The organism is Bacillota bacterium, from assembly GCA_029961055.1.
Taxonomy (GTDB): domain Bacteria; phylum Bacillota; class Sulfobacillia; order JAIMAT01; family JAIMAT01; genus JAIMAT01.
In genome coordinates this window covers 48415-72292 of record JASBVM010000009.1, presented here as the reverse complement: position 1 = coordinate 72292, position 23878 = coordinate 48415, and the positions used below count along the sequence as shown (strand labels likewise).

Here is a 23878-nt window from a genome sequence, read left to right as displayed (position 1 = left end):
GGCCCGCGAGGCGAGGAGGAAGCGGCGTGCTCCTGGACCTGAAGGGGCTGCGCTCCACATTCTCCCTGGCGTTGATCGGGCTGCTCCTGTTTCTGGCGCTGGGCGTGGCGGTGGCCGCACCCTGGATCCGGCGGCAGGCGACGGCCGACCTCCTGACGGGGCGGCTCATCCTCCTGGACCCCGGCCACGGGGGCGCTGACCCCGGCAGCGTCGGCTCCAACGGGGTCCTGGAGAAAGACGTGGTGCTGGGCGTCTCCCTGGCGCTCGCCCGGGACCTCCGCTCCGCCGGCGCCACGGTCGTCCTCACCCGCCAGGACGATCGCGACCTGAGCGGCCTTCCCGCCAGGCACCCGCGCCGCTACCGGACCGACCTCTACCAGCGGGCGACCATCATCGAGGCGCTCCGCCCGGACCTCTTCCTCTCCATCCACGCCAACGCCTATCCCGACCGCTCCGCGCAGGGGGCGCAGACCTTCTACCGGCCCGATCCCCTGGGGCAGAACCGGCGGCTGGCCACCGCCATCCAGCGGGAACTGGTGGCCGTCACCGGCATGGTCGACCGCGGCATCTCCAGCGACATCCGCCAGCTGGTCCTCAACCGGGCGGAGATGCCGGCGGCCACGGTGGAGATCGGCTTCCTCTCCAATCCCGAGGAGGAGCGGAGGCTGACCGATCCGGAGTACCAGAAGAAGGTCGCCTGGGGCGTCTTCCTGGGGGTGATCCGTTTCCTGGAGGAGGCGCCGCTGCCGGCCGAGGCGCCGCCGGCGCGAAGTCAGCGCGGCGCCGCCGGGGCACGCTGAAAGGCGGGCAGGAAGACGCCCTCCAGCCACTGGGTGTGGTAGCGCCCGCCGCGGAAGTCCGGGTGCTCCAGGAGCGCCCGGTGCATCTCCAGCGTCGTGTGGACGCCCTCGATGCGGTACTCGGCCAGGGCGCGGGCGGCGCGGGCCAGCGCTTCCTCGCGGTCGTTCCCCCAGACCACCAGCTTGGCCAGGAGCGAGTCGTAGAACGGCTGCACGGCGTAGCCGACGTAGGCGGCGCTGTCGACGCGGACGCCGGGGCCGCCCGGCTCGTGGTAGTCGGTGATGGCGCCGGGCGAGGGGATGAAGTTCCGGCGCGGGTCCTCCACGTTGATCCGGAACTCGATCGACCAGCCGCGAGGCCGCACGTCCGCCTGGGTGAGACCGAGCGGTTCGCCGGCCGCGGTCCGGATCTGGAGCTTGACCAGGTCGAGGCCGGTGATCCACTCGGTGGTGGGGTGCTCCACCTGGATGCGCGTGTTCATCTCGATGAAGTAGAAGTCGCCGCCGGCGTCCACCAGGAACTCGACGGTGCCGGCGGTGTGGTAGCCGATGGCGGCGGCGGCGCGGACCGCCGCCTCGCCCATGCGGCGGCGGAGGGCCGGGGTGACGATGGGGCTGGGCGCCTCCTCCACCACCTTCTGGCGCCGGCGCTGGAGCGAGGAGTCGCGCTCCCAGAGGTGGACCACGCTCCCCTGCCGGTCGCCCACCACCTGGAACTCGACGTGGCGCGGCGCCGGCAGGAAGCGTTCCAGATAGACCTCGCCGGAGCCGAAGCCCGAGACCGCCTCGCGGGAGGCGCTCTCCAGCAGCGGCTCCAGCTGGGAGGGCTCCTCCACCACCCGGATCCCGCGGCCGCCGCCGCCCGCCGACGCCTTGATCAGCAGCGGGTAGCCGATCCGCTCGGCGACGCGCCGCGCCTCCTCCAGGCTGTGGACGGGGCCGTCCGAGCCGGGGATGACGGGGACGCCCGCCTGGCGCATCCGTTCCCGCGCCTCGGCCTTGACGCCCATCGCCTCGATCGCCTCGGGCGCCGGGCCGATGAAGGCGATGCCCGCCTCCTGGACCGCCCGGGCGAAGGCCGCGTTCTCCGAGAGGAAGCCGTACCCGGGGTGGACGGCGTCCACCCCCGCCCTCCGCGCCACCTCCACCAGCCGCGGGATGTTCAGGTACGACTGGCTGGCCGGCGCGGGGCCGACGGGATAGGCCTCGTCGGCCATGCGCACGGCCAGCGAGTCGACGTCGGCCTCCGAGTAGACGGCCACCGCCTCGACGTTCATCTCGTGGCAGGCGCGGATGACGCGCACCGCGATCTCTCCGCGGTTGGCCACCAGAATCTTGTGGAACACGTGCTCTCCTCCCGCGTCGTGGCCGGCTGCCGCCAGGCGGCTCCAACCCGCCACGAAGGTAGACTTCGCAGGGGGGGAGCGCAAGCCCTGCGCTAGAATAGGAGCCGAGGTGGCCTCGGGTGTTCGACGTCGACGACGTTCTCCAGACGCTGGCGGCGCACGAGTTGAAGCTGACGCCCCAGCGGCGGCGGGTGGTGGAGGTCTTCTTCCGCCATCCGGGCGAACACCTGAGCGCCGACGACGTCTACGCCGAGGTGCGCCGGGAGCATCCCGACGTGGGCCTGGCCACCATCTACCGGACGCTCGATCTGCTGAGCGATCTGGGAATCCTGGACAAGCTGGAGTTCGGCGACGGGCGCTCGCGCTACGAGCTGGACCGGGGCGAGCGGGAGCGCCATCTCCACCTGATCTGCACCCGTTGCGGCCGGGTGGAGGAGCTCCAGCCCGACGAGCTGCTCGCCCGGCTGGAGGGCGAGATCGAACGGCGGACCGGCTTCCTCGTGGTCGACCGCGAACTCAAGTTCTACGGTCTCTGCGCGGGCTGCCGGGCGGACCGGCAAGCCGGCCGCTAGCTCTTTCACGGTTCGAAGGACGAGGAGATCCGGGTGCCCTCGCGGCGAGCCCCGAGGGAGAATAGGGAAGTCCGGTGAGCCCGGCAGGGCGCCATCGCCGTCACCGGCGGCGCAGGCGGCCCGGGGCGAGTCCGGCGCGGAACCGCCACTGTGACCGGGAGGATCCGGCGAAGACGCCACTGCGCACCGGCCGCCATCGGCCGCCGCGGGAAGGCCGCCGGATCCGAGGAACGGAAGCCAGGAGACCTGCCCGGATCGGCGCGGTTCCCCCGCGGTCTTCGGGGGCGACGGTGCCGCCACCCCGCCCGGCGGGAGCCGGGTCCTCCGCACGGGCTCGCAGGAAGGAGATCCCTGCGTGCAAGCCGCACCCCCGGCTCGGTCCCCCTCCGCCCGCGGCGCGGCGGGCGCGGACCCCCGCGAGGCTCCGCCCGGCCACCTGGGCCCCGATCCCCGCCGTCACCGCCGGCGTCTCCTGGCGCTGGCCACCGGGGTCCTCCTCGTCCTGGCGCTCCTGGCCGGCGCCGCCGCCGGTGCCGTGCCCGTCCCCGTCTTCCCTCTCCAGAGGCTGGACGGTACCCAGGCCGTCATCCTGCTCCAGATCCGCCTTCCGCGGGTGGTGCTGGCCGCCCTGACCGGGGCCGCGCTCTCCACCGCGGGCGCCGCCCTGCAGGCGCTCTTCCGGAACCCGCTGGCCGACCCGTACGTGCTGGGCGTCTCCAGCGGCGCCGCGCTGGCCGCCACGCTGGTGATCGCCTTCCTGCCGGCGCTTCCCGCCGCGGCGGGCTGGGGCCTCGCCTGGTGGTCGCTGCCGGCGGCCGCCTTCGCCGGCGCCGCCGCCACCCTGGGTGCCGTCCTCCTCCTGGGGCGCCTCCTCGGCCGGCCCGGTCCGGCCACGCTCCTCCTCGCCGGCGTGGCGCTCTCGACGCTCCTCTCCGCGGGCGTCTCGCTGGTCGCCACGCTTCAGCCCAGCCGGCTCGGCCCCATCACCTTCTGGCTCCTGGGCGGCTTCTCCGGCGCCGGATGGCGCTCGGTGACGCTGGCCGCGCCGCCGGTCCTGCTGGGACTGGGCCTCCTCCTCGCCCGTCACCGGGAGCTGGACGCGCTCCTGCTGGGCGAAGAGCGGGCGGGCTACCTGGGCGTGGACGTGCCGCGCCAGCTCCTCGCGCTGCTGGTGGCCACCTCGCTCCTGACCGCCGGGGCGGTCGCCCTCTCGGGCATGATCGGCTTCGTCGGCCTGCTGGTGCCGCACCTCTACCGGCTCCTGAGCGGCGCCAGCCACCGCTGGCTCCTCCCCCTCTCCGCGGCCGGCGGTGCGGCGGTGATGGTGGGCGCCGACCTGCTGGCACGGACGCTGATGGCTCCCGGCGAGCTGCCCGTGGGCGTGGTGACCGCCCTGCTGGGGGCGCCCTTCTTCCTGCTCATCCTGCTCCGCGTGGAAGGGGGGCGGGCGCGGTGGCCCTGAGCGACCGGGCACCGGCGGCCCCGGCCGCCGCTGCGGCGGCCGCCGCGGCCGCCCGCCCCCGCCCGGAAGCGCAGCTCCGCCTGGCGGCCGACCGGCTGGAGGGCGGCTACCGGCGCCGGCTCGTGGTGCGGGGGATCTCGCTGGAGCTCCGCGCGGGGGTGGTGACCGGCGTCCTCGGGCCCAACGGCGCCGGCAAGAGCACGCTGATCCGGCTTCTGGCCGGCGCGCTGGAGCCCGAGGCAGGTCGCGTCCGCTGGCAGGAGAGCGGTCCCGCGGAGGGGACCGGGCGCGCGGCGGAGGGAGCCGCCGCCCGTGGACGCGCGCCCGGCGGGCGCGCCCGCCGCCTGGCCGTCCTCCCGCAGGGCGAGCCGGAGACGGTGGGCTTGACCGTCCGCGAGGTGGTGGAGCTGGGGCGTTACGCCCACCGGCAGGAGGACCGGCTGGGCCGGCTCCGGCCGGCGGACCATCGCCGAGCGGTGGAGCGCGCGCTTCAGCTGACCGGGACGCTGGCGCTGGCCGACCGGCCGCTGGCGGAGCTGAGCGGCGGCGAACGGCAGCGCGTCCTGCTGGCCCAGGCGCTGGCCCAGGAGCCGAGGGTCCTGCTGCTGGACGAGCCGACGGCCCACCTGGACCTGCGCCACCAGGTGGAGCTGCTCGCGCTGGTCCGGCGCCAGGCGGAGGAAGGGCTGGCCGTCCTGGCGGCGCTCCACGACATCAACCTGGCGGCGCTCTTCTGCGACCGGCTCCTGGTGATGGCCGAGGGCCGGATCGTCGCGCAGGGCCGGCCGGAGGACGTGGTCCGGCCCGATCTCCTCGAGGCGGTCTACGGGACGCCGGTGGCGGTGACGCGCCACCCGGTGCTGGGCGTCCCCCAGGTCGCCCTGCTGCCGCCCGGCTTGCCGGCTCCGGAGGGCGCGTGCTAGGATCGAGTCACCAATCGAACAGGTCTGTCTCCTTCGGGGCAAGGTGAGGGGCGGAGACCCCAATTCCTGACCGGCGGTGATGCGGACCGCCTCGGCGGTCCGACGAGCCCGCGACCCGCGAAAGCGGTGGAGTCCGGTGCGATCCCGGTGCCGACGGTACAGTCCGGATGGGAGAAGGAGCGGCGCGATGCCACGCGACCTCTCGCGAGGCCTGCCCCCCGCAGGCGGCGGAGAGGAGCGGGCTCTCGCCTGCTGGTCCCATGAAAGCTGCCCCGGGTCGATGCCCGGGGCTTTTTCAGTGGGCCCGGGAGGCGGCCTGGCCTGGAGGCGTCCGTTGTGAAGAGATCGGTGCGTGCTCTGCCCTTCGGCCTGACGCTGGTGCAGACGGTCCGCCTGGCGGTGCTGGGCGCCATGGCCTTCGTCCTCATGTTCTTCGCGGAGGTCCCGCTGCCGCCGTTCCCGGCCTTCCTGAAGTACGACGCGGGCGACGTGCCGGCGATCTTCGCCGCGCTCGCCATGGGTCCCTGGGGCGGGGCGCTGGTGGAGCTGATCAAGTCGGCGCTCTACCTTCTGTCCGGCAAGTCGGAGTTCGGCTGGCTCGGCGTCCTGCCCAACCTCCTGGCCGGGCTGGCGCTGGTGGCGGTGACGGGCCTGACGGCGCGGCGCTTCCCCAGCCGCGCGGGCGCCGCCGCCGGCATGGCGGGCGGCGCGGTGCTGATGGCCGGGCTCCTGAGCCTGCTCAACTACGCCTGGTTTCTCCCGGTCCTCTACCGTCTCCCCTCGGAGGCGGTGGCGCCGATGGTGGTGGGCGCCATCCTCCCCTTCAACCTGGCCAAGGCGGGGATCTCCGGCCTCGTCGTGCTGCTGCTCTACCCGCGGCTGGCGCCGGTGGTGGGCGTGCCGGTCCGGGAAGGACGGGTGCTCTGGAGCGGCCAGCTGGTGGAGGCGCGCCACCCCCGCTGAGCGGCCTTGGCCGGCGCCCGCCCGCATACTCCTCCCCGCGGGGGGATGGGCGTGGGATGGGCGGGCGTCGACTGGCGCCTCTTCCTGACCGCCTTCGGCACGGTCTTCCTGGCCGAGCTGGGCGACAAGACCCAGTTGAGCGTGCTGCTCCTCTCGGCGCAGAGCCGCTCGCGCGGGACCGTCTTCGCGGCGGCCGCGCTGGCGCTGGTGCTGGACGCGGCGCTGGCCGCCGTCGCCGGGGGCGCGCTGGGCAGGGCGGTGCCGGAGCGCCTGCTGCAGATCGGTGCGGGGGCGGCCTTCCTGATCCTGGGAGGATGGCTGCTGGCAGCCGGCCTGCTGGGGTGGTGAGGGGCGGGGATCGGGAGCACGGTGTTCCGCTGCCGGCAGAGCATGCCCGCCGGGCCATTTTCGGCGAAAATGGCTGGACGGGGTGGTGCCGAGCGGTGAGGAAGGAAGAGCGGCGCCGGCACCCGCAAGGGCCGGGAGCGGGAGGCCGGGTGGGCCGATGACGACCTGGCGGCAGCTGCTGCCGGACCTGGGCGGGCGGACGCTGGTGATGGGCGTCCTGAACGCCACGCCCGACTCCTTCGCCGACGGTCCCGACCGGGGGCGCGGACTCGACCCCGGCTGGGCGGTGGAGCGGGCGCGGGCGATGGTGGAGGAAGGGGCCGACCTGATCGACCTGGGCGCCGAGTCGACGCGCCCGGGCGCCGCCGCGGTTCCGGAGGAGGAGGAGCTGCGCCGCCTCCTTCCCGTGCTCCGCGCCGTCCTCCGCGCGCGCCTGGGCGTGCCCGTCTCCGTCGACACGTACAAGGCGAGGGTTGCCGAGGCGGCGGTGGAGGCCGGGGCGGCGGCGGTCAACGACGTCAGCGGGCTGGAGCGGGACCCGGCCATGGCGGCCACCCTGGCCCGGCTGGGGGTACCGGCCGTCCTGGCCCACGGCGGCGGCCGGGGCGGGCGTGCGCCGGACGCGCCGCCGCCCGTCCCCGGGGAAGTTGGTGCGCCCGTCGCTCGCTGGCGGCTCGAGCTCGACCGGATCTTCCGGCACGCGCTGGAGGCCGGGATCGAGCCGGGGGCGATCCTCCTCGACCCCGGGATCGGCTTCGGGAAGGGTGCCGAGGAGAACCTGGTCCTGCTGGCTCGCCTGGAGGAGGTGATGCCGCCGGGGATCCCCTTCCTGGTGGGTGCCTCGCGCAAGGGCACCATCGGACGCCTCCTCCACGAGCCGCCGGAGGCGAGGCTGGAGGGGTCGCTGGCGCTGGCGGTGCTGGCCGCCCGGGCGGGGGCGGCGGCGGTCCGCGTCCACGACGTCGGCCCCACGGTCAGGGCGCTCCGCGTGGCGGACGCCGTCCGGGCGGCGGGGAGGGGCGCCGGTGCCGCCCGGGGCGGCGGGGGCGGCGAGACCGGGGCGGCGGGGCTCGAGCTGCGCGGCCTCCTCTTCTACGGCCGGCATGGAGCCCGGGCCTACGAGCGCGAGGGGCTCCATCCCTTCCGCGTCGACGTGCGGCTGGCACTGGAGGCGGGGCGCCCGGCCGGCGACCGGCTGGGCGACTCGGTGGACTACGGGGCGGTGGCGCGCCTGGTGCGCGGCGTGGTCGAGGGCGAGCCGGTCAACCTGATCGAGTCGCTGGCGGCGCGGATCGGGCGGGCCCTGGTGGCGCGCTTCGCGGGGCAGGGCGTGCGCGGCCTGGAGGTGCGGGTCCACAAGCCCGAGGCGCCGCTCCACCACCCCTTCGAGGACGTGGCGGCCACCTGGCGCTGGCCGGCCTAGGCGGGGGAGGCGGAGCGGATGAGCGGGGAGCGGGCGGCCGTGCGGCGGGGCTTCCTGGGGCTCGGCTCCAACCTGGGCGAGCGCGAGGAGGCGCTCCGCTCGGCGCTTCGGCTGCTCGGCGCGGAGGCGGGGATCCGGGTGCGGCGCGTCGCCGGCCTCTGGGAGACGGAGCCGCTGGGCTTCCGGGAGCAGCCCTGGTTCCTCAACACGGTGGCCGAGGTGGAGACCGGGCTGCCGCCGGAGGAGCTCCTGGCGCGCGCGCTGGCGGTGGAGGCGCGGCTGGGGCGGGTGCGAGGGCTCCGCTGGGGACCGCGGACCATCGACATCGACCTGCTCTGGCTCGACGGGGTGGAACGGTCGGGGGCGGAGCTGACGCTTCCTCACCCGCGCATGCAGGAGCGAGCCTTCGTCCTGGCACCGCTGGCGGAGCTGGAACCCGACCTCCGCCTGGGAGGAGGAAGGACGGCGGCGGAACAGGCCTCGCTGCTCCGTTCGGCGCCGGGTGCGCCCGCGGTGCGGCGGCTCCGAGCGCCCGGCTGGTGGGCGGGCGCGTTGTGAACCGGCGGCGCGGAGCGCTATAATGCAGCCGTCGACGCGCCTATAGCTCAGGGGATAGAGCACCGGCCTCCGGAGCCGGGTGCGGAGGTTCGAATCCTCCTAGGCGCACCACCTTTCCCGGTCCTCTTCCCGGCGCGGTTTCAGGTTCTCACGGCTGGCGGTGAGCGGGCGGCGACCCCGGGGTCGCCGCCCGCGTCGCATAGCTTCCCCCTTCGCGAGAAAGAATCAAGTCGGTCTCCGCCCGTGCGGCCTCGCGGGCCAGGCTCGGCCTGGCGCGGCCTCTCCGCAGCCGGCGGGCGTCGGAAGGAGGGATGCGCCACGGCCGCCTCCGAGAGTGACGGCGTGCGCGACCAGGACGTCAGCCTGGTGATCGGCGGCGACGCCGGCCAGGGCGTCGAGTCCAGCGGCGCCGGCTTCTCCAGCGCGCTGGCCCGGGCGGGCTACCACATCTTCTGCATCGCCGACTACCGCTCGCGCATCCGCGGGGGCCACAACTTCTACCAGATCCGGGCGGCGACACGGCCCGTCGCCTCGCACGCGGAGCCGCCGGCGCTGCTCCTCGCCCTGACCGCCGAGTCGGTGGAGCTCCACCTGGAGAAGCTGGCGCCGGATGCCGCCGTCATCTACGACAGCTCCTTCCGCCTCGACCGCACCGCCGTCGAGCGGAGCGGCCGGCTGGCGGTGCCGGTGCCGATGAACGAGATCGCCGTCCGCCACGGAAGCAAGGTGATGATGAACACCGCGGCGCTGGCGGCGGCGGCCGGCCTCCTCCACTTCCCGCTGGGGCAGATGGAGGAGGTGATCCGGCGGAACTTCGCACGCAAGGGCGAGACGGCGGTGGAGGGGAACCTGGCGGTGGCCCGCGAGACCTACGCCCTGGTGGCCGGCTCGCCCGAGGCCGCCCGCTTCCGCTACCGCCTGCCCGGCCGTCCGGGGCAGCCGGAGCGGATGCTCCTCCACGGGAACCACGCCTTCAGCCTGGGGGCGGTGGCGGCCGGCTGCCGCTTCATCGCCGCCTACCCCATGACCCCGGCCACCACCATCCTGGAGTGGATGACGGCCCACGCCGAGCCGCTGGGCGTGGTCACCAAGCACGCCGAAGACGAGCTGGCGGCCGTCTGTATGGCCATCGGCGCGGGTTTCGCCGGCGCGAGGGCGATGTGCTCCACCTCCGGCGGCGGCTTCTCGTTGATGACCGAGGCGCTGGGTCTGGCCGGCATGACGGAGACGCCGGTGGTGGTGGTGGACGTCCAGCGGGGTGGGCCCTCCACCGGCCTGCCCACCCGGACCGAGCAGGGTGACCTGCTCTTCGTCCTGCACGCCTCCCAGGGCGACTTCCCGCGCTTCGTCCTGGCACCCGGCGACCACGTGGACGCCTTCGAGACGGCGATGCGCGCCTTCAACCTGGCCGAGAGGTACCAGGCGCCGGTGATCGTGCTCAGCGACGAGTTCCTGGCCTCGAGCCTGCGCACGCTGGAGTTCGGCCAGCTCCGGCGCGACGCGGTGCCCATCGACCGGGGGAAGACGCGGCGTCCCGGGGAGAAGCCGCTTCCCGGGGAGCGGGGGGCGGGTGGCGGGCAGCAAGACGGCTCGGCCGGGAGGCGGGACGGGTACCTCCGCTTCGCCTTCACCGCCGACGGCATCTCGCCGCGCGTGATCCCCGGCGACCCGCAGGCGGTCTACGGCGCGTCCAGCGACGAGCATGACGAGGCCGGCCACATCACCGAGGAGATGGACAACCGCAGGCGGATGATGGAGAAGCGGATGCGGAAGCTGGAGACGGCGCTGGCGGCCGGCGACGTGCGCGGGCCGCGCCGGGTGGGGCCCGAAGAGGCGGAGGTGACGCTCCTCACCTGGGGCTCCACGCTGGGACCGGCCCGCGAGGCGCTGGAGGTGCTCCAGGCCCGGGGCGTGCGCGCCAACCTGCTCCATTGGACCGACATCTGGCCCTTCCACGTGGAGGCGGCGGAGCGGGAGCTGCGCCGGGTGCGCCGCGGGGTGGTGGTGGAGCAGAACTACACGGGGCAGTTCCGGCGCTTCCTGAGGATGATGACCGGCTACCAGGCGGAGGCGCTGGTCCGCCGCTACGACGGCCGGCCGCTGGCGCCGACCGAGATCGCCCAGGGTGTGCTGGAGGAGGTGGGCGCCGGTGTCCGTTGACGGCCGGAGGCTTCCCTCCCGGGACGGCCGGCAGCTCTCGGCGCGCGACTACATGACCGAGCAGCGGCCCACCTGGTGCCCCGGCTGCGGCGACTTCGGCATCCTGGCCGCCCTCCGCGAGGCGCTCCTCCAGGAGGGGATCGCGCCCCACGAGGTGATCCTCGTCTCCGGCATCGGCTGCGGTTCGAAGCTGCCCGACTACATGCGCGTCAACGGCTTCCTGACGCTCCACGGGCGCCCGCTGCCCATCGCCACCGGCTTCCGCCTGGCCAACCCGTCGATGCGGGTCCTGGTGGTGGACGGCGACGGCGACGCCTACGGGATCGGCGGCAACCACTGGCTCCACACCTGCCGGCGGAACCCGGGGATCGTCCACCTGGTGGAGAACAACCAGATCTACGCGCTGACCAAGGGCCAGTACTCGCCCACCACCGAGCAGGGGACCCGGACCACCACCTCGCCGGAGGGGGCCATCGAGCGGCCCGTCAACCCGCTCCGGACCGCGCTGGCCGCCGGCGCCACCTTCGTGGCCCGGGGCTTCGCCGGGGAGCCCAAGGATCTGGCGCGGCTGATCCGCGAGGCGCTCCACCACCGCGGCTACGCCCTGGTCGACATCCTCCAGCCGTGCATCACCTACAACAAGGTGAACACCTACGACTGGTACGCCGAGCGCATCGTACGCCTGGAGGCGGAGGGCCACGACCCCTCCGACTTCGACGCTGCCTGGGAACGCGCCGGGGAGTTCGGCGAGCGGATCCCGGTGGGCATCCTCTACCGGACCGAGGAGGTGCCCGCCTACGAGGAGAAGGTGCCCGGCCTGCAACGGGGGCCGCTGGTCCAGCGCCCCCTGGACGACCTGGACGAGGCCGCCTTCGAGGCGCTTCAGCGCGAGCTGGTGTAGGGAGGTGCGCGGCATGGCGGAAGGCGCGGGATACGACCGGGCGGAACTCTACCGCCGCGTGCGCGAGGCGGCCCGGCTGGGGAGCGACGAGGAGGCGGCCACCCTGGTGCGCGCGGTCCTCCGCTCGCTGGGACAGGTGCTGCCCTGGGAGAGCCGGGCGCTCCTGGAGAGGCGGCTCCCGGGCGAGCTGGCGGCGGAGATGGAGCGGTTCGCGGCGCCGGAGCCGGATCCGCTGGTGGACCGGGAGGTCTTCCTGGGCCGGCTGACCGGCGGCCTCGCCACCGAGGGTCTCTACGACCAGACCCTGGGGGGCCTCGACCTCTTCTCGGACCACGTGGACGAGGATGCGATCCGGCAGACGCGGGCCGTCTTCGCCGCGCTCCAGGAGGGGCTCGGCGCGGAGGAGCGGGAGCAGGTGGCCTCCCGGCTTCCCGAGGAAGTGGCCGACTGGTGGCGGGACCCCGCCTGAGCGGCGGGGTCCCTGGAGGCGCCGGCGCGGTGCGACCGGCCGGCTAGACCGCTGCGGCCGCGCCCCCCGCCTCCGCCCCCTTCCCGCGCGCCTCGCGGGCCTGAGGCGCGCTGCCGGCCGCCTCCTCCAGGACGGCCGCCACTTCGGGGCGCGTGAACTCCGGCGGCAGCGGTTCGCCGCGCCCGAGCCGCGCCCGCACCTCGGTGCCGCTCAGGCTGAGCCGCTCCTCCGGCCCGTGCGGGCAGGTCTTGGCGGTGGCCATGCCGCCGCAGGCGCGGCAGAAGAAGGCGGCCTCGAAGCGGAGGATCTCGATGCCCAGCTCGCCGGGATCGAAGCGGTCGAAGAGCCGCTGGGCGTCGTAGGGACCGTAGTAGCCGCCCACGCCGGCGTGGTCGCGGCCCACGATCAGGTGCGTGGCGCCGTAGTTCCGCCGGGCGATGGCGTGCATCAGCGCCTCCCGCGGGCCCGCATAGCGCATCGCGGCCGGGTAGAGGGCGAGGACCGCGCGGCCCGCCGGGAAACGGCGCCGGAGGAGCGCCTCGTAGGCCCGCAGGCGGACGTCCGCCGGCACCTCCCCCGGCCGCGTCTCCCCCACCAGCGGGTGGATGAGAAGCCCGTCCGCGATCTCCAGGGCGCACTTCAGCAGGTACTCGTGCGCGCGGTGGATCGGGTTCCGGGTCTGGAAGGCGACGATGCGCCGCCAGCCGAGTTTCAGGAAGAGCGCCCGGGTCTGGGCCGGCCGCAGCCGGTAGCGCGCCCAGGCGGCGCCCAGGCGGCTGGGCGGGCTCTCCAGGAGCAGGATCGGGCCGCCCACGGCCCACTCGCCCTCCGCCTCCAGGCGGGCGACACCCGGGTGGGCCGGGTCGCGGGTGCCGAAGACCGCCTCCGCCTCCCGCTCCCTGGGCGCCCGGAAGACGCTCCTCACCTCCAGGACGGCCACCGGTCGACCTGCCGCCTCCAGGCGTAGCCGCTCGCCGGGCTGCGGCCGCTCGCTCTCCGGCCAGCCCGGCGGCAGGCGGAACACGACGGGCAGTCCCCAGGGGAGGCCGTTCGCCAGCCGCGCCCGCTCCAGGACGGAGAGGTAGTCCGCCTCCTCCATGAATCCCTCCAGGGGGCTGTACCCCCCGTCCGCGATCAGCTCCAGCTCGCCCCAGAGGTGGGGTGGCAGCGGCAGCGCCCGGAGCCGGAGCGCTTCGGCCCGCGCCTGGTCCTGGCGGACCGGGGGCAGGCGCCGGTCGACCAGACGTCCGCCGTAGGGCGGCAGGGCAGCTCCCCGCGGCTCAGACATGGAGACCGCACTCCGTCTTGCCCAGGCCGCGCCAGCGACCCGCCCTGGGGTCCTCGCCGTCCGCCACCGGGGAGGTGCAGGGCTGGCAGCCGATGCTGGGATAGCCCCGGTCGTGGAGCGGGTTGTAGGGGAGGCCGTGCTCGCGGATGTACCGCCAGACCTCCCGCTGCCGCCAGCGGGCCAGCGGGTTGACCTTGACCAGCCCATGGCGGCGGTCCCACTCCACCACGCGGATGTTCCGGCGGGTGGGCGCCTGTTCCCGCCGCAGCCCGGTCACCCAGGCGGAGAGCGGCCGGAGCGCCCGCTCCAGCGGCTCCACCTTGCGCAGGGCGCAGCAGCGATCGGGGTCGCGGCGCCAGAGCGCCGGCCCAAAGGCCCGCTCCTGCTGCTCCACCGTGAGGCGGGGCCGGATCACCTCGAGGTCCAGCTGCGGGTAGGCCGCCACCACCCGGTCGCGGAGCGCGTAGGTCTCGGGAAAGTGGAGGCCGGTGTCCAGGAAGAAGGCCCGCGGCCGCTCCTGGATCCGCGCGAGCATATCCAGGAGGACCATGTCCTCGGCGCCGAAGCTGGTCGCGAGCGCGATGGCGGGCTCATAGCGCCCCACCGCCCAACGCACGATCTGCTCGGGCGGGGCCGTCTCCAGCTCGGCCGCCACCCGCTCCAGCTCTTCCAGGCGAGGCGGGCTCTCGATCACGGCGACTCCCCCTTCGTGGTCATGGAATCGCCTCATGGTACGGGAACGAGTGGCGGGTATGTGCACGGGTCGGCCCGTCCCAGGCGCCGGCGGGCTCCGGGCACGGGCGGCTCCAGGCGCCTGCCGCCCGGCTCCTCGAGAACGTCGTGAGGGGCAGCGGCCTGGGAGGCGGGGCCGCTGGCGAGCTGGGGGCAACGGTACGAGGCTCCGCGGGTGCTCGACCCCGGGAGGCGCGCGCCCGCGCGCCGCGTGCCAGGAGAGGAGACCCGCCGATGGTGGGCGCCGGAGCCGGTGTGGGGGAGCCCGTCTTGCCGGGACGCTCCTGCCATCCGTGGGAGGTCTTGGGGCGGGGGAGAGACCGGTGGCTCCTCCGTGGCCGCGCCGGCGGGGCGAGGTCCGCTGCTCCCCCCTGCCGTGCCGGCGTCCGGCATCAGGGAACCAGGCGAAGGAGCGGCTCCCCCCGCTGGACCACGTCGCCCGGCCCGTGCAGCAGTTCTTCCACCCGGCCCGCCTGGGGTGCGGTCACCAGGTGCTCCATCTTCATCGCCTCCAGGACCACCAGAGGCTGGTTGCGCTCGACCCGTTCGCCGGGCCGGACGCGGACGGCCGCCAGTGTCCCGGGAAGCGGTGCGCTCACCACCGCCACGGCCGACGCCGCCCCCTTCTCCTCCGGGCCGCTCGCCGCAACCGGCGGGCGGCGCCCGGCGGGCGGTGCGGGCGGCGCCTGTCGCAGTTCCCAGGAACCCTCGCCGGCCTCCGCCACCCACCAGCCTCCGCCCGCCAGGGGCCGGGCCCAGAGGCGCCGGCGGGGGCCATGGGCCGCGGCTTCCCGCCCGCCCTCGGCCTCCAGCTGAAGTTGCCAGCCGCCCAGCACCGGACGGCCGGCCAGGAGCCGGTACGTGCCCGCCGCCCCCTCGGACGCGGCCTCCCCAGCAGGCACCCCGGCCGGCTCGCGCGTCACCCGGGCGCGGAGACGGTGCCCCTCGCCGCGCAGGCGCACCACCAGCGCAGGGGCGGCTTCCCCGCCGCCCGCGGCCGCCTCCGCCGCACGCGCGGGATGGCCCTGGCCAGCCTCCGCCTGCGACCAGCGGCTGCGGATGCCCTCGCCCATGCGCCAGGGACCGAGCAGGGTGAAGGGCGAGCGGTCCGCCCCTCCGCGGGCGGCTCCGGACCTGTCCAACTGCTCCGCCACGGCGGCCGCCACCGCCGCCTCCGGCGGCGCCGCGGCCGCCCCGAGCAGCCGCCGCTCCTCCAGGAAGCGGGTGGAGAGGTCGCCGGCGGCGAAGGCCGGGTCGGCGGCGATGCGCCGCAGGAGCGGCAGGTTGGTCGCGACGCCGCGCACCTCCGTCGCCGCCAGCGCCGCCTGGAGGCGCTCCAGCGCCTCCTCCCGGTCGGCGCCGTGCGTCACCAGTTTGGCCAGGAGCGCGTCGTAGTACGGGCTGACCTCGTCGCCGGCGGCGAAGCCGGCCTCGACGCGCAGGCCCGGCAACCCCACGCCGGGCAGCTCCGACAGGCCGGAGCCGCCACGCGCGTCGCCCCGCCCGGCCGGTTCCGGGAGGCCGAAGCGCTCCAGGCGCCCGCTGGAGGGGAGGAAGCCCTCCTCCGGCGACTCGGCGTAGAGCCGGACCTCGAAGGCGTGGCCGCGGAGCGCCACCGCTTCCTGGTCGAAGGGCAGGGGCTCGCCCATGGCCAGGCGGAGCTGGAGCGCCACGAGGTCGAGACCGGTCACTTCCTCGGTCACGGGGTGCTCCACCTGGATGCGGGTGTTCATCTCCAGGAAGTGGAACCGTCCCCGCTGGTCCAGCAGGAACTCCACCGTCCCCGCGCTCCGGTAGCCCACCGCCCGCGCCAGCTCCAGCGCCGCCTCGCCGAGCCGGCTCCGGAGCGCCGGATCCACCGCCGGCGAAGGGCTTTCCTCCACGATCTTCTGGTGCCGGCGCTGGACCGAGCACTCGCGCTCGCCCAGGTGGACGCCCCGGCCGAAGGCGTCGAAGAGGAGCTGCACCTCCACGTGGCGCGGCCGTTCCACGTAGCGCTCGAGGAGGAGGCGGCCGTCGCCGAAGGCGGCCTCCGCCTCGCGCCGCGCCGACTCCAGCGCCGCCGGCAGCTCCTCCGGCCCGGGCACCACGCGCATGCCGCGCCCGCCGCCCCCGGCGGCCGCCTTGACCAGGACGGGCCAGCCGATGCGCTCGGCCTCGGCCAGGAAGCGCCGGGCCTCCTGTTCCTCGCCGTCGTACCCCTCCAGCACCGGCACGCCCAGCCGCCGCGCCAGCTGCCGTGCGCGGCTCTTGTCGCCCATGGCGCGCATCGCCTCGGGCGGCGGGCCGATCCAGACCAGGCCGGCGCGCTCCACCGCCTCGGCGAATCCGGCTTCCTCCGCCAGGAAGCCGTACCCCGGGTGGACCGCCTCCGCCCCCGTCTCCCGGGCCGCCGCCAGCAGCCGCTCCACGTCCAGGTAGCTCTCCCGCGCCGGCGCGGGACCGAGGCGGATCGCGGCGTCCGCCTCGCGCACCCAGAGACCGCCGGCGTCGGCGTCGGAATAGACGGCCACCGCCTCCAGGCCCAGGCGGTGGCAGGCGCGGATGACGCGGCGGGCGATCTCGCCGCGGTTGGCCACCAGCACCCGGCGAAAGGGGCGGGGGGCCGGACCGGGGACGGCCGCCTCCGCACGCATCAGGCGTTCCGGGCCGTCTTCCGCGCGGCCCGCTCCAGGAAGCGCGGCACGTCCACGATGAAGCGCTCGTGGCGCGCCTCGCCCACCTTCTCGAACCCGTCCTCGGCCTCCACCTGGAAGACCAGGCGGCGGCCCTCCACCTCCAGCAGGCGCGCCCGCGCCGTCACCGTCAGCCCCACCGGCGTGGGCGCCAGGTGGCGGAGCTCCACCCCGATCCCCACCGTGGACTGCTCCTCTCCAAGGTAGGGCGCCACCGCCTGGAAGGCCGCCTCCTCCATCAGCGCCAGGAGGAAGGGCGTACCGAAGACCGGCAGCGCCCCGCTGGCGGCAGCCGCCGCCGTCCGCTCCCGGGTGACGCGGAGGCTCGCCACCCCTTCCAGCCCCGGCCGGATCGCGCTGTCCGAACCGCTGTCCTGCTCACCCGGCATCCGTCTCGCCTCCGTCTCATCGTCTGCGTGCGCGGGCCTCGGGCGAGGCCTCCGTCCGTCCGCCCGGACCGGGCCCCTACATCCGGAAGACGCCGAAGCGGTGGACCTCCTCGCGCTCGGCACGGCTCCAGGCCGAGGCGACGGCGGCGCCGGAGGAGGCGGCGGCCAGGCCCAGCGCCAGGACCTGGCGCGTCTCCGCCGGGTCGATGATGCCGTCGTCCCAGAGGCGCGCCGTCGAGTAGTAGGGGCTGCCCTCTTCCTCGTACTTGGCCAGGATGGGCGCCTGGAAGGCGCGCTGCTCCTCCTCGCTCATGCTCCGCCCCTCGCGGGCGAGGGCGTCCAGCCGCACGGTGAGGAGCGTCGAGGCCGCCTGCGGACCGCCCATGACGCTGATCCGCGCCTGCGGCCACATCCAGAGGAAGTGGGGCTGGTAGGCCCGCCCGGCCATGGCATAGTTGCCGGCGCCGAAGGAGCCCCCGATGACCACCGTCAGCTTGGGCACGTCGGCCGTCGCCACCGCCGTCACCATCTTCGCCCCGTCCTTGGCGATGCCCCGGTTCTCGTACTCCCGCCCGACCATGAAGCCGGTGATGTTCTGGAGGAAGACCAGCGGGATCCGCCGCTGGACGCAGAGCTCGATGAAGTGGGCACCCTTGACCGCGCTCTCCGAGAAGAGGACGCCGTTGTTGGCCAGGATGCCCACCGGGTAGCCCATGATCCGCGCCCAGCCCGTCACCAGCGTCGGCCCGTAGAGCTCCTTGAACTCGTGGAAGCGGCTCCCGTCCACGATGCGGGCGATCACCTCGCGGACGTCGTACGACTGGCGGAGGTCGACCGGCACGATGCCGTAGAGCTCCTCCGGGTCGAAGGCCGGCGGCTCCGGCTCGGCCAGCTCCCAGGGCGGCGGCTCGGCCGGCCCCAGGTCGGCCACCATCCGGCGGACCATCTGGATCGCCTCGGCGTCGTCCTCGGCCAGGTAGTCGGTGACGCCGGAGATGCGGCTATGGACGTCGGCGCCGCCCAGCTCCTCCGCGCTCACCTCCTCGCCCGTGGCCGCCTTCACCAGCGGCGGCCCGCCCAGGAAGATGGTCCCGGTGCCGCGGACGATCACCGCCTGGTCGCTCATGGCCGGGACGTAGGCGCCGCCCGCCGTGCAGGAGCCCATCACCGCGGCGATCTGCGGGATCCCCTTGGCCGACATGCGCGCCTGGTTGTAGAAGATGCGCCCGAAGTGGTCGCGGTCGGGGAAGACCTCCGCCTGGAGCGGCAGGAAGGCCCCGCCCGAGTCGACCAGGTAGATGCAGGGGAGCCGGTTCTGCTCCGCGATCTCCTGGGCGCGCAGGTGCTTCTTGACCGTCATGGGGTAGTAGGTGCCGCCCTTGACCGTGGCGTCGTTGGCGACGATGACGCACTCGCGCCCGGCGACGCGACCGATCCCTGTCAGGATGCCGGCCTGCGGCGCCTCGCCGTCGTACATGCCCCAGGCGGCCAGCGGGCTCAGCTCGAGGAAGGCGGTCCCCGGATCGACCAGCGCCTCCACCCGCTCCCGGGCGAGCCACTTGCCGCGCGCCCGGTGGCGCGCCACCGCGTCCGGGTCGCGCCGGTGCTGGGCCTCCTCGCGGCGGGTGCGGAGTTCCTCCACCAGCGCCCGCATCGCCCGCTCGTTCGCCCGGTAGGCCGGGTCGGAGCGGTCCGCCGGCGTGCCGATCCGCCGGGCGGGGACCGGGTCGGCCCCTGCCGCCTCCTTCCTCATCGGCGCCCGTCCCTCCCGGAGGCGGCCTGCCCTGCCCGCCCGCCCCCCGCGGCTGCGGCGCCGGCGGGGCTTTCCTCCGCCTCCCGGCCCTGCTCCGAGAGGAGGCCGGCCAGCACCAGGTCGGCGCAGAGGTCGCCCAGCGCGCGGGGCGCCACCGGGCCCTCGAGGTGGAACCACTGGTAGGGCCAGTTGGCCATGCCCATGATGGCGTAGACCGTCAGCTTCGCGTCGAGCGGGCGGAGGAGGCCCGCCCGCTGCCCGCGCTCGACCACCGCCTGCACCAGCGCATCGTAGCGCCGCTTCTGGTCGGCGATCCGCCGGTACTGCTCCTCGGGCAGCGAGCCCTTCTCCTGGAAGAAGACGGTGACGATGGCGCGGTTGCGGATGACGAACTCCACGTGGCCGACGACGATGGCGCGGAGCGTCGCCACCGGGTCGAGCCCCCTGGCCAGGATCTCCTCCACCTGCCCGAGGAGCCGGCTCATCACCCGGCTGTAGATCTCGCTGAGCAGCTCCTCCTTCGAGCGGATGTAGTGGTAGAGGGCCGGACGGGTCACCCCCAGCCGGCCGGCCACCTCCTCGAGGGTGCTGTTCCGGTAGCCCTTCTCGCGGAAGAGCTCCGCGGCCACCTGGATGATCTCCTCGCGGCGGAGCGCGTACTGGGTTCCCTCGCCGGCGCGGGCCACGGGCCTCGCCTCCCGTCTGCCGTCTTACGCGTCGGTCGAAGATTCCATGGCGGCCACCCGGAATCCTGCCTTGGAAACGGGCGCGGCGCACGTCCCGGGAGGAGAGGCGGAGGCCGGAGACGAACTGACATGCGGATCTCCGGCGACGCGGCGTCCCCCGGAGCGGAGCCGGGCGCGGAGGAGGGAAAGGGTTTGGGCGAGGGTTTGTCGACGCTTGCGTCAGATATGCTCACCGAGGCGCAGCGCCTTCTGGCGGAGACGGCGCTGGAGTGGGCGCGGGCGGAAGTGGAGCCGCGGGCGGCGGAGATGGACGCACGCGACGAGCTGCCGCCGGAGGTGTGGAGGGGGCTGGCCGAGCAGGGCTTCCTGGGGCTGGGCATCCCCGAGGCGTACGGAGGCAGCGGCGGCAGCCTCCTGGACGGCCTCCTGGTCTGCGAGCAGCTGGCGCGGGTCTCGGCCGGGCTGGCGCTCTCCTACGGCGCCCACCTCAACCTCTGCGCGCACAACCTCTACCGGAACGGGAGCGAGGAGCAGCGGCGGCGCTTCCTGCCCGGGCTCGCCTCGGGAGAGCGGGTGGGGGCCCTGGCGCTGACCGAGCCCGACGCCGGCTCCGACGCGGTCGGCCTGCGCGGCACCGCCCGCCGCGAGGGCGACGTCTACGTCCTCGACGCCAACAAGATCTTCATCACCAACGGCCCCATCGCGGGCCTCTTCCTCGTCTACGCCAAGACCGCGCCGGAGCGGGGCGCGCACGGGATCTCGGCCTTCGTGGTGGAGGGGGCCACCCCGGGCTTCCGGGTCGTCCGGAAGCTGGAGAAGATGGGGATGCGCGGCTCGCCCACCGGCGAGCTCCTCTTCGACGGCTGCCGGGTGCCGGCGGAGAACCTCCTGGGCGAGGAGAACGGTGGCGTGGCGGTGATGATGTCGGGGCTCGACCTGGAGCGCGCCTTCCTGGCGGGACTCTCCCTCGGCCTGGCGGAGGAGGCGCTGGAGCGGTCGCTGGCCTACGCCCGCGAGCGGCGGCAGTTCGGCCTCCGTATCGGCGACTTCGAGCTGGTCCAGGCGAAGCTGGCCGACATGTTCACCGAGGTGGAGGCGGCGCGGCTCCTGGTCTATCGGACGGCACGGCTGGCGGAGGAGGCGTTCGCCCAGGGCCGGAGCGTCCACAAGGAAGCGGCCGCCGCCCTCCTCTTCGCCTCCGACGTGGCCATGCGCGCCACCGAACAGGCGGTCCAGATCCACGGCGGCTACGGCTACCTGCGCGAGCTGCCGCTGGAGCGGATGATGCGCGACGCCAAGCTGATGCAGATCGGCGCCGGCACCTCGGAGATCCGCCGGCTCATCATCGGCCGCGAGCTGGTCGGTCCGCGCTAGGCGGAGGGGGGACGTGACCGGCGGCTGGTGAGGGCGGCGTGGGGGGCGCTCGCCGCCTGACGGATCGGCCGCTCGCCCGTTCCCTCCGTCCCGTCAGTCGAGCCACCCCGCCCGGCGGAAATAGACGAAGAGCGCCAGCCCCAGCGCGAACATGAAGCCCAGCACCGCCGGATAGGCCCAGGGCACCGCCAGCTCGGGCATGTGCCGGAAGTTCATGCCGTAGACGCCGGCGATCCAGGAGAGCGGGAGGAAGATGGCGGAGATGACGGTCAGCCTCTGCATGACGCGGTTGGACTGCTGGCTCTGGATGGCCAGGTGCGACTCGAAGAGCGCCAGCGCGTTGTGCTGCAGGAACTCCAGGTCGCGCTGGAGCCGGTCCAGGTGGTCGGCCACGTCCTTCAGGTAGGGGCGGGTCTCCTCACCCAGCCGGCTCTCCTCGTGCATCAGCCGCGTCAGCGCCACCGCCTCGGGCTCGATGCTGCGGCGAAGCTGCGCCGCCGAACGCAGCAGCCGCCGGAGCGGCCGGATCGCCCGGCGGCCGCGGCCCGCCCAGATCTCCTCGCCCAGCTCGTCCACCTGCTCCAGGAGCGCCTGCACGGAGGGGATCAGCGCATCGACCGCGTGGTCGACGAGCGCGTGGAAGAGGCGGTCGGGCCGCTGGGGCGAGCGCGCGGCCAGCGCTTCGACCCGGCCGCGGAGCTGCTCCAGCCAGGGCAGCTGCTCCATGTGGACGGAGACGACGCCGTCTTCGAACAGGAAGAGGTCCAGCTCCACCAGGCGCAGCCGCCCGCGCGGATCGGGCGGCTCCGGCGCCGGCACGTGCAGCACCAGGAAAAGGTACTCCCGTTCCACGTCGATCTTGGGGAGCTCCGAGAAGTGCTGGCAATCCTCCACGTGCAGGGGATGGACGTGACGGACCGTGCGGAGCCACTCCCACTCCGCCTCCGCCGGCGCCTCCAGGTCGACCCAACCCGCGATCTCGCGGCGCAACGTCCTCCCTCCTCACAAGCCCCCGGCCGGCGGAGCGCAGGCCGGGGCAGACGGCGGCCGGCTGCCCGAGGCGCGCCGGCACCGGGGAGAGCGTACCTCATCCGCCCGCCCCGCGAGCGGGAGGGATCGGCCGCCGCCGGCGGAATGGAAAGCCCCTGGAGGGTGGTGACCTGAAGAGCATGCCCAAGATCGCGTACCGCGTCGCCTTCCCGGAGCCGGCGACGCACTACTTCGATGTGACGCTCCGCGTCAGCGAGATCGGCGGCTTCCGCGGCGCCTCGGCAGCGGGCGGCCTGGCGCCGGAGGGGACGCTGGAGTTCAGCCTCCCGGTCTGGACGCCCGGTTCCTACAGCATCGAGGATTACGCCAGGCACCTGGTCGACCTGCGCGCCCAGGCGGGCGAGGGCGAGGGCGGGCCGGAGCTGCCGGTGGAGAAGGTGGGCAAGTCCACCTGGCGGGTGCAGCTGGGCGGCCACGATCCCATCCGCCTCGAGTACCGGGTCTATGCGCACCAGCTGGACGTGGACGCGGCCGACCTGGACGAGCACCATGCCTTCTGGAACGGGACGCTCCTCTTCCTCTACCTCGAGGGGGGGAAGGAGTTCCCCTGCACGCTGCAGGTGGAGGCGCCGGAGGGCTGGCGGGTCTATACGGGCCTGGAGCCGGTGGAGGGCACGCCCGGCCTCTTCCGTGCCGCCGACTACGACGAGCTGGTGGACTGCCCGGTGGAGTGCGGCACGCCCCGCCTCTACACCTTCGAGGTCGAGGGCGTCCCGCACCGCCTGGTGCTGGACGGGCACGGCAACGAGGAGCCGGAGCGGCTGGTGGCGGACCTGCGCGCCGTCGTCGCCGAGGCGGCGCGCCTGATGGGCGGCCTGCCTTACAAGGAGTACACCTTCCTGGTCCACCTCCTGGAGAGGCGCGGGGGCGGCCTGGAGCATCGCAACTCCACCGCCATCCAGGTGGGGCGCTTCCAGTTCCGCGAGCCGAAGGAGTACGCCAGAGTCCTGACGCTCTTCGCCCACGAGTTCTTCCACCTCTGGAACGTGAAGCGGATCCGGCCGCTGGCGCTGGGCCCCTTCGACTACCTGCGGGAGAACCTGACGCGCCTCCTCTGGGCCATGGAGGGGCTGACCGACTACTACGCCTGGATGCTGGTGGGGCGGGCGGGCGTGGTCCCGCGCGAGCGCTTCCTGGAGTACATCGCCGAGACCATCCAGCGGCTGGAGGAGACGCCGGGGAGGCGCGTCCAGCCGCTGGCCGGCTCCAGCTGGGACAGCTGGATCCACTTCTACCGGCCCGACGAGAACACACCCAACACCGGCGTCTCGTATTACGTCAAGGGCTCCCTGGTCGGCCTCGCCCTGGACGTGGAGATCCGCAGCCGCACGGGCGGCCGGCGCTCGCTGGACGATGTGATGCGCCTGCTCTGGCAGCGCTACGGCAGCCGGGACCAGGGGATCCCCGAGCTGGAGGGCTGGAAGGCGACGGCGGAGGAAGCCTGCGGTTTCCCGCTCGACGACTTCTTCGCCCGCTACGTCACCGGCAGCGAGGAGATCGACTGGGCGGGCCGCCTGGAATTCCTCGGCCTGGAGCTGGAGCGGCGGAGGGAGCCCGAGGAGACGCAGGAGCCGGAGGGCCAGGCGATGCCGGGCAGCCGGGAGCGCTGGGCGTGGTGGTATGAGAGGCGGCCGGGGGCCGAACTGGGCGTCCGCGTGGAGGCCAAGGAGGGCCGCTTGCGGGTGACCACCGTCCTGGAGGACGGCCCCGCCTACGGGAGCGAGCTGGCGCCAGGCGACGAGATCGTGGCCGTGGACGGCTTCCGCGTCACGGACGAGAAAGCGCTGCGCGAGCGGCTCGCCGACCGCCGGCCGGGCGAGCGCGTCCGCCTCACCACCTTCCGCCGGGAGGAAGAGCGCCACGTGGAGGTGAAGCTGGCGGAGCGGCGGCCGTCCAGGTACACACTGAAGCCGGTGGCCCGGCCGAGCGACGCCCAGCGCGAGGCCTTCGCCGCCTGGACGCACGGGCAGTACACGCTGTCGGGCGAGGAGAAGCCCGCCTAGGCG

The 23878-nt window shown here is 74.5% G+C and carries 21 protein-coding genes, 1 tRNA gene and 2 riboswitches; of the genes, 14 read left to right on the top strand and 8 right to left on the bottom strand.

Translation table 11 applies throughout. The annotated features are described in order from the left end of the window. The first annotated feature begins 26 nt into the window (after positions 1-26). The gene (locus QJR14_03410) at positions 27-800 is read left to right on the top strand and encodes an N-acetylmuramoyl-L-alanine amidase (protein MDI3316658.1); all 774 of its coding nucleotides are present in this window, start codon (positions 27-29) and stop codon (positions 798-800) included. On the opposite strand, the gene accC is transcribed toward QJR14_03410, so the two are convergent. Then, positions 773-2146: an acetyl-CoA carboxylase biotin carboxylase subunit gene (gene accC, locus QJR14_03405; protein MDI3316657.1), complete on the bottom strand. Its 1374-nt coding sequence runs from the start codon at positions 2144-2146 to the stop codon at positions 773-775. The two genes, QJR14_03410 and accC, sit on opposite strands and share 28 nt — an antisense overlap. Before the next feature lie 119 nt (positions 2147-2265). Between accC and QJR14_03400 the strand changes: the two genes are divergently transcribed. The 11 genes from QJR14_03400 to QJR14_03350 all read left to right on the top strand — a co-directional run bounded on the left by QJR14_03400 (position 2266) and on the right by QJR14_03350 (position 11925). Continuing rightward, on the top strand, positions 2266-2718 hold the full coding sequence (locus QJR14_03400; protein MDI3316656.1) for a Fur family transcriptional regulator: 453 nt from the start codon (positions 2266-2268) through the stop codon (positions 2716-2718). 14 nt (positions 2719-2732) lie between these two features. Next, a riboswitch (cobalamin riboswitch) is annotated at positions 2733-2987 on the top strand. 86 nt (positions 2988-3073) lie between these two features. Further along, the gene (locus QJR14_03395) at positions 3074-4180 is read left to right on the top strand and encodes an iron ABC transporter permease (protein MDI3316655.1); all 1107 of its coding nucleotides are present in this window, start codon (positions 3074-3076) and stop codon (positions 4178-4180) included. Next, entirely contained in the window at positions 4171-5103 is a 933-nt protein-coding gene (locus tag QJR14_03390) for an ABC transporter ATP-binding protein (protein ID MDI3316654.1), read from the top strand. Before QJR14_03395 ends, QJR14_03390 begins: the two co-directional genes overlap by 10 nt. Before the next feature lie 25 nt (positions 5104-5128). Beyond that, positions 5129-5286: riboswitch (FMN riboswitch) on the top strand. Positions 5287-5439: 153 nt separating this feature from the next. Continuing rightward, positions 5440-6066: an ECF transporter S component gene (locus tag QJR14_03385; GenBank protein MDI3316653.1), complete on the top strand. Its 627-nt coding sequence runs from the start codon at positions 5440-5442 to the stop codon at positions 6064-6066. Positions 6067-6111: 45 nt separating this feature from the next. Further along, positions 6112-6414, top strand: coding sequence for a TMEM165/GDT1 family protein (locus QJR14_03380; GenBank protein MDI3316652.1), 303 nt, complete (start codon positions 6112-6114; stop codon positions 6412-6414). Positions 6415-6571: 157 nt separating this feature from the next. Continuing rightward, positions 6572-7837, top strand: coding sequence for a dihydropteroate synthase (folP, locus tag QJR14_03375; protein ID MDI3316651.1), 1266 nt, complete (start codon positions 6572-6574; stop codon positions 7835-7837). Between the two features lie 18 nt (positions 7838-7855). After that, positions 7856-8395 (top strand): 2-amino-4-hydroxy-6-hydroxymethyldihydropteridine diphosphokinase, encoded by a 540-nt coding sequence (folK, locus tag QJR14_03370; GenBank protein MDI3316650.1) that lies wholly within the window; start codon positions 7856-7858, stop codon positions 8393-8395. 36 nt (positions 8396-8431) lie between these two features. Continuing rightward, positions 8432-8506: transfer RNA gene (locus tag QJR14_03365), tRNA-Arg, on the top strand. A gap of 231 nt (positions 8507-8737) precedes the next feature. Beyond that, a complete protein-coding gene (locus QJR14_03360; GenBank protein ID MDI3316649.1) occupies positions 8738-10555 on the top strand; it encodes a 2-oxoacid:acceptor oxidoreductase subunit alpha in 1818 nt (605 codons plus the stop codon). Continuing rightward, complete coding sequence (locus QJR14_03355; protein ID MDI3316648.1) at positions 10545-11456, top strand: 2-oxoacid:ferredoxin oxidoreductase subunit beta; 912 nt, start codon at positions 10545-10547, stop codon at positions 11454-11456. The genes QJR14_03360 and QJR14_03355 overlap by 11 nt, the downstream gene beginning before the upstream one ends. A gap of 13 nt (positions 11457-11469) precedes the next feature. Then, the gene (locus tag QJR14_03350) at positions 11470-11925 is read left to right on the top strand and encodes a DUF2267 domain-containing protein (GenBank protein MDI3316647.1); all 456 of its coding nucleotides are present in this window, start codon (positions 11470-11472) and stop codon (positions 11923-11925) included. A 43-nt stretch (positions 11926-11968) separates the two neighbouring features. Here QJR14_03350 and sat read toward each other — a convergent pair whose 3' ends face one another. The 6 genes from sat to QJR14_03320 form a co-directional block, all read right to left on the bottom strand. Beyond that, positions 11969-13213, bottom strand: coding sequence for a sulfate adenylyltransferase (gene sat / locus QJR14_03345; protein ID MDI3316646.1), 1245 nt, complete (start codon positions 13211-13213; stop codon positions 11969-11971). Continuing rightward, positions 13206-13907 (bottom strand): phosphoadenylyl-sulfate reductase, encoded by a 702-nt coding sequence (locus QJR14_03340; protein ID MDI3316645.1) that lies wholly within the window; start codon positions 13905-13907, stop codon positions 13206-13208. Before QJR14_03340 ends, sat begins: the two co-directional genes overlap by 8 nt. Before the next feature lie 430 nt (positions 13908-14337). Further along, positions 14338-16581, bottom strand: coding sequence for a biotin carboxylase N-terminal domain-containing protein (locus tag QJR14_03335; protein MDI3316644.1), 2244 nt, complete (start codon positions 16579-16581; stop codon positions 14338-14340). After that, positions 16581-17009 (bottom strand): thioesterase family protein, encoded by a 429-nt coding sequence (locus QJR14_03330; protein MDI3316643.1) that lies wholly within the window; start codon positions 17007-17009, stop codon positions 16581-16583. The genes QJR14_03335 and QJR14_03330 overlap by 1 nt, the downstream gene beginning before the upstream one ends. A 76-nt stretch (positions 17010-17085) precedes the next feature. Further along, positions 17086-18762 (bottom strand): carboxyl transferase domain-containing protein, encoded by a 1677-nt coding sequence (locus QJR14_03325; GenBank protein MDI3316642.1) that lies wholly within the window; start codon positions 18760-18762, stop codon positions 17086-17088. Continuing rightward, positions 18759-19448 (bottom strand): TetR/AcrR family transcriptional regulator, encoded by a 690-nt coding sequence (locus tag QJR14_03320; protein MDI3316641.1) that lies wholly within the window; start codon positions 19446-19448, stop codon positions 18759-18761. Before QJR14_03320 ends, QJR14_03325 begins: the two co-directional genes overlap by 4 nt. A 192-nt stretch (positions 19449-19640) precedes the next feature. Here QJR14_03320 and QJR14_03315 point away from each other — a divergent pair, with 192 nt between their 5' ends. Then, positions 19641-20822 carry an acyl-CoA dehydrogenase family protein gene (locus tag QJR14_03315; GenBank protein MDI3316640.1) on the top strand — a complete coding sequence of 394 codons (1182 nt, stop codon included), beginning with the start codon at positions 19641-19643 and terminating at the stop codon, positions 20820-20822. A gap of 93 nt (positions 20823-20915) precedes the next feature. Here QJR14_03315 and QJR14_03310 read toward each other — a convergent pair whose 3' ends face one another. Continuing rightward, on the bottom strand, positions 20916-21812 hold the full coding sequence (locus tag QJR14_03310) for a magnesium transporter CorA family protein (protein MDI3316639.1): 897 nt from the start codon (positions 21810-21812) through the stop codon (positions 20916-20918). Positions 21813-21991: 179 nt separating this feature from the next. Here QJR14_03310 and QJR14_03305 point away from each other — a divergent pair, with 179 nt between their 5' ends. After that, positions 21992-23875: a PDZ domain-containing protein gene (locus tag QJR14_03305; GenBank protein ID MDI3316638.1), complete on the top strand. Its 1884-nt coding sequence runs from the start codon at positions 21992-21994 to the stop codon at positions 23873-23875. Positions 23876-23878: the final 3 nt, after the last annotated feature.